Source organism: Paenarthrobacter sp. YAF11_1 (assembly GCF_052113445.1).
Lineage (GTDB): Bacteria > Actinomycetota > Actinomycetes > Actinomycetales > Micrococcaceae > Arthrobacter.
The window spans coordinates 1-886 of sequence record NZ_JBFRDF010000035.1; the positions used below are offsets into that span (position 1 = coordinate 1).

At 66.3% G+C, this 886-nt stretch carries 1 protein-coding gene; it reads left to right on the forward strand.

Features of this window, described 5'->3' with window-relative positions:
• Positions 1-886, forward strand: an 886-nt coding sequence (locus AB4Y77_RS22950) for an HNH endonuclease signature motif containing protein (RefSeq protein WP_442015459.1), incomplete at both ends; no start/stop codon positions are given.

Here is an 886-nt window from a genome sequence, read left to right on the forward strand (position 1 = left end):
AACTCCAAGGCGTGTTCCTGCGCCGCCGACGCCGCCACGGACTGCACCACCTCGAAATCTTCGCCACCGACGAACAATACGAAATCCTCACCACCGCCATGAACGTCGCCACCAACCCACGCCTCACCACCACCAGAACCGATGCCGCCGCCGGAACTGCCGGCGCGGCAGGGGCCGGGGCTGATCAGACGGTCCCCGCCGGTCCGGACCTGGACCGGCGCACCCGGCCACAGAAACTCCTCAACGGCCTCACCGGAGCCTGCAGCCTCGCCATGCGCACAGGGAAACTGCCCTCCAACGGCGGTCTCCCACCCCAACTCACCGTCACCATCGACGAACGCGACCTCTTCGAACGACTCCAAAACCACCAACACCACAACCAGCACAGCACCGGCACCGGCACCGGCACCGGCACGTTCACGGGCCCGACCCAGCCCGGCACCATTACAGGGACAGGCACAGGGATTACAGGGACCGGGACTGGGACCGGTACAGGGACTGGGACCGGTACAGGGACTGGGACCGGTACAGGGACGGGGACTGCGACGTTCACGGGCCCGATGCACCCGAACACCATCCGCAAAATCGCCTGCGACGCCGAGATCATCCCCGTCCTGCTCGGCAGCGACTCCCGCGTCCTGAACATCGGCCGCACCACCCGGATCTTCCCACCCCACATCCGCAAAGCCATCACCGCCCGCGACCAAGGCTGCGCGTTCCCCGACTGCACCATGCCCGCACCCTGGTGCGAAGCACACCACATCACCTACTGGTCCCACGGCGGCACCACCTCAACAGAGAACGGCACCCTGCTCTGCAGCCACCACCACCACCTCATCCACAAAGAACAGTGGCGGATCGACATGGAAACCGGCGTCCCCTGGTT